Origin of the sequence: Mesotoga infera (assembly GCA_011045915.1) — a bacterium.
Lineage (GTDB): Bacteria > Thermotogota > Thermotogae > Petrotogales > Kosmotogaceae > Mesotoga > Mesotoga infera_D.
Genome location: DSBT01000409.1, coordinates 1 through 4,276, shown reverse-complemented (window position 1 = coordinate 4,276; position 4,276 = coordinate 1). Strand labels below are relative to the sequence as shown.

Genomic DNA, 4,276 nt, shown 5'->3' with positions numbered 1-4,276 from the left:
TAGGTTATGAGGAAGGTAGATCTCTGTTTCTAACTCATGGTGTTGGCGTAGACATTGATAAGTATCAATTGCCCAAAGAAGTACGAGTAGCTGCCAGAAGAATGCTAGGGATATACGAAGAAAGTGTAGTATTCATTTGCATTGGAGAGCTGAACAAGAATAAGAACCAGAAATGGCTTCTTGAAGCGTGGAAAGAGATCCAAGATGGGAATTGTATGCTACTGATTGTTGGTGATGGAAAACTTAGGAGTAAGCTACAGACTTTTGTCAAAGAGCGAGACATTGATAAAGTTTTGTTCCTAGGATTCAGAGGAGATATTCCGGAGTTGCTTGCAGCATCAGATGTTTTGGTCTCTGTTTCAAAGACAGAAGGATTACCAAAAAACGTTATGGAAGCCATGGCCTCTGGCAAACCTGTAATTAAAACAAATGTGAGAGGGACGCGTGATCTTGTCAAAGATAACGAGACTGGTCTGCTAGTGGCGCCAGGCAGCGGTCATCAATTGGCTGAGGCAATGGTGACTCTTTCGAAAAACGAGAAGTTGCGTTGTGAATTTGGAATGAAAGGAAGGCAGTTAATTGACGAATTCTCCATTGAATGCGTTCTTGGGGAAATGAACGCACAATATTGGAGAAATGCGCGGAGATGAACAGACTGCTATGGTAGCTTATTCTGCAATACTCGCAGGAAACACCATTCGCATTTCTTTTCGTGGCGTGGCATTTTCTTGCGTGTTGTTTATGAGTGCCTTATTAAATCATTCGCAGAAGCTGTTTGGATTCAATCTTTCTCTGGCTGATCTTTTATTGCCAATCTCACTTGTTTCCTTGATGATTCTCGGGACGCTTCGTTTACGAGCGAGTTATCTTTCTTTCTTCGTGTCTCTTTCTCTTGTTGGTCTGCTATCTTCAGCGTTCTTGATACCAGGGATTACTTCTTATACCATGAGTCTATTGAGTGTCCTCAAAGGCTACATAAAGATCGCAGTTTCTTTCTTGTTTTTCTCTGTAGGCTACAGCCTAAATAGAGAGTGGCAAGGGAAGGTCATTCAGGCATATAGCAGAACTGCTATTGGGATTGGTCTCATTGGAGTCCTTCTTTCGATCTCTGGATCCGGTTTCCTTAGAGAGCAGTTTTTTTACGGATCTTTCAGGTTGAGAGGTCTAATGAGCGATTTGAACTACTTCTCGGTAATTCAGGCAAGTGTATTAGTGTATTGTATTAGGAATAGCAAGCTTCGAACGTTCTCGAAATTAGTTGCTTCATCGGTATTGTTGCTCTCAATAATCGCGTCAGGATCGAAAACGGGACTTCTCACAGTCGGTATATACTTTGCATTTCTTCTGTTTGAAAGAATTGTTGCTTCACGCCAGACAGTATTGCTCATGACTATCCTTTGTATTGTTCTGATTCTGGCTGTTCTTTTGGTTCCGCTGGTTTCATCTTTGTTTATCGTTGTGCTTGATAGTACTACCAGAGTAATACCTGCCTTTGCTAGAGTTCGATTTCTGTTCACAGACTTTTCTTACGCGATTTCCGAAGGGGGTTCTTCTAGAGATGTCGCTTGGGGAAATGCGTTCTATTTGATTCGTCTTTCCCCTTTATTTGGTACCGGATTTGGAACGTATTCAGACGTATCTAGTCTCGTGTTTGGTACTAGAGTAATTGCACACAACACTTTTCTGCAGATGTTTGCGGAGTGGGGTATTCCACTAGCTTTGACATTCTTTTGCTATGTCTTTCTGGTATTAGTCTCGGTCTCGAGAAGAATGACCAATCCGGATGAAGTGACACTCATTACAAGAGATATAATTATCGTTTTCCTTGTAGGCTCAATAGGAATCTCCTTAAACAATGCGCGAATGTTTTGGTTCTTTCTGGGAATCCTGACAGCATCCGCTGCACGCCCGAGCCGCGAAATACAGTCTAGGAGTTAGCTAGAATGGGAAAGCAAAAGCAAATGACCAGAGATACAAAAGTACCGCTAAGTACGCCATTGGTATCGGTAATTATTCCAGCCTACAATGCGGAAAGTACAATCATAAGGACTGTCAGATCTATCTTGCTGCAGAATTATGAAAACATTGAAGTCATAGTAGTTGATGATGGGTCTACTGATAACACAGCAAATGAATTGAAAAGCATCTCAGGAGACAATCAACGAGTACGACTAGTGACCCAGAACAACCAAGGTGTTAGTGTTGCAAGAAACAGAGGAATTCAAGATGCAAGAGGAGAATACATTGTGTTCCTTGATTCAGATGACTTTTTGGAGCCTGAGTTTGTTTCAGTTCTGGTTTCAATAATCAGTAGTACAGATTCAGACATTGCTTTCTGCAGCTATAGATGGGTAGATGAACGCGGGAAGAGTATGAGGTTGGTCGTCCCGAAGAATGATGAAGGACTTGTGAAAGAAGGTGAATCTGTACTTCTTTCAATCTTCGAGGGCTCTATGAGTATCTGGACCGGAAGTGCCATCTATAGAAAGGCCTTTCTCAGTAAGAATCATCTACAATTTGTGCCTGGCGCCAAAAATGGCCAAGATAGGGAATTCATCTGGAAAGCTGTTCTCAAGGCAAAGCGAATTGTTGGTACAGAAAGAATCTTGAGTAATTATGTTATCAGAAATAATTCTTTGGTTAAGAACAAAGATATATCGAAAGCACATACCCTTGGCTGTATACGGAGAATTGGAAAATACCTACGAAGTAATACCAGAAACGAAAGAATCTTGTCGATATTTGAGAAACGAATAGTGCCAAGAGACTATACGGCTCTCGTGTATTTCTTTGCTATTCGCGGCTTCGATAAGAGGAAACTTCTTGAAATAGCGAGAAATTCCGGATATCGGTCCCAACTCAAAAGAATTCGCCTTAGATATGCTAAGTTGTCTGAGTATCTAGCTACTCGAGCTTTGCTTCTTGCTCCAAGAGCTACGATTTTGCTCTTCCGCGTAGTCGGGAGACGCTTGAGAAAAGATTTGTTGGACTAACAATCTCTGTCAGAAAAGGGAGTGGGAGATTTGTCAAAGAGAATCTCAGTAATAGGAACAGGTTACGTAGGTCTAGTAACAGGAACGGGTCTTGCAGACTTTGGAAACAGAGTAATCTGCGTTGACGTAGATAAGGCAAAGATAGACATGCTAAACAACGGACATATTCCAATCTATGAGCCCGGTTTGAAAGAGCTTGTAGATAAGAACTTCAGAGAAGGCAGGCTTTCATTCACGACAGATATTGACAGAGCGATCAAAGAGAGCGAAGTCGTATTCATAGGCGTCGGGACTCCCTCCAAAGACAACGGAGAGGCCGATCTCTCATACGTTGAAGCAGTTGTCGAATCGATAGCTAAGAATCTAGACGGTTACAAAGTAATAGTTACTAAGAGCACGGTACCAGTAGGAACAAACAGATGGATCAAGAATGCAATTCTAGGGAAGTCAGGAAAGAACGACTTCGACATAGTCTCTAATCCAGAGTTTCTCAGAGAGGGGAGAGCGGTTCACGATGTCTTCCATCCGGATAGAGTAGTGATAGGCTATGAATCTGAAAGGGCTAAAGAGATCATCCAAGACATATACAAGGCGCTTTACTTAATTGAAACCCCCTTTCTCTTCTGCAATCTTGAAACGGCTGAACTGATAAAATATGCAAGTAATGCCTTTCTCGCAACTAAGATAACATTCATAAACCAGATAGCCAATCTCTGCGAAGCTGTCGGCGCAGATGTTCACAAAGTGGCCAAGGGAATGGGAATGGACGGAAGGATAAGTCCGAAGTTTCTCCATCCCGGTCCCGGATATGGTGGGAGCTGTTTCCCGAAAGACACAAAGGCGCTAGTGGATATCGGGAACAAATACAAAGTGGATATATCGCTTGTAAAAGAAGTCGTCTCTTCCAATGAGAAGCAGAAGGCAAGAATGGTAGAGAAGCTAGAAAATCTCCTTGCAGGAGAAGTGAAAGGCAAGAAGATAGGAGTTCTCGGTCTTGCTTTCAAAGCAGAGACGGATGACATGAGAGAGTCCCCTGCAATTGTCGTGATTGAAGACCTCCTCAAAAGAGGGGCAGTAGTTATTGCTCACGACCCTCAGGCGATGGAAAATGCAAAGACGATCTTTGGAGATTCGATAGAATACGCAGATAATGAATACAAGGCCATGAATGATAGTGATGCAATAATGATACTCACAGAGTGGAACCAGTACAGAGGTCTAGACTTGGAGATGGCCAAGAGACTTATGAAGGGTAACATTATATTAGATACGAGGAATCTTCT

Annotated in this window: 4 protein-coding genes; all 4 read left to right on the top strand. The window is 42.4% G+C overall.

Annotation, left to right across the window (positions count from 1 at the left end; genetic code table 11):
* Positions 1-650: glycosyltransferase (locus ENN47_13170; GenBank protein ID HDP79097.1), on the top strand; the 650-nt coding region annotated here is incomplete at its 5' end.
* Positions 637-1,938: an O-antigen ligase domain-containing protein gene (locus ENN47_13165; GenBank protein ID HDP79096.1), complete on the top strand. Its 1,302-nt coding sequence runs from the start codon at positions 637-639 to the stop codon at positions 1,936-1,938. The genes ENN47_13170 and ENN47_13165, both read left to right, overlap by 14 nt.
* A gap of 5 nt (positions 1,939-1,943) precedes the next feature.
* A complete protein-coding gene (locus tag ENN47_13160) occupies positions 1,944-2,993 on the top strand; it encodes a glycosyltransferase (GenBank protein ID HDP79095.1) in 1,050 nt (349 codons plus the stop codon).
* 30 nt (positions 2,994-3,023) lie between these two features.
* Positions 3,024-4,276 (top strand): UDP-glucose/GDP-mannose dehydrogenase family protein (locus ENN47_13155; protein HDP79094.1); only part of this gene is annotated, 1,253 nt, incomplete at its 3' end.

Bases quoted from the DNA above. Each gene is read 5' to 3' on its own strand.
- ENN47_13165 (HDP79096.1), top strand. From the start codon at position 637: ATGCGCGGAGATGAACAGACTGCTATGGTAGCTTATTCTGCAATACTC.
- ENN47_13160 (HDP79095.1), top strand. From the start codon at position 1,944: ATGGGAAAGCAAAAGCAAATGACCAGAGATACAAAAGTACCGCTAAGT.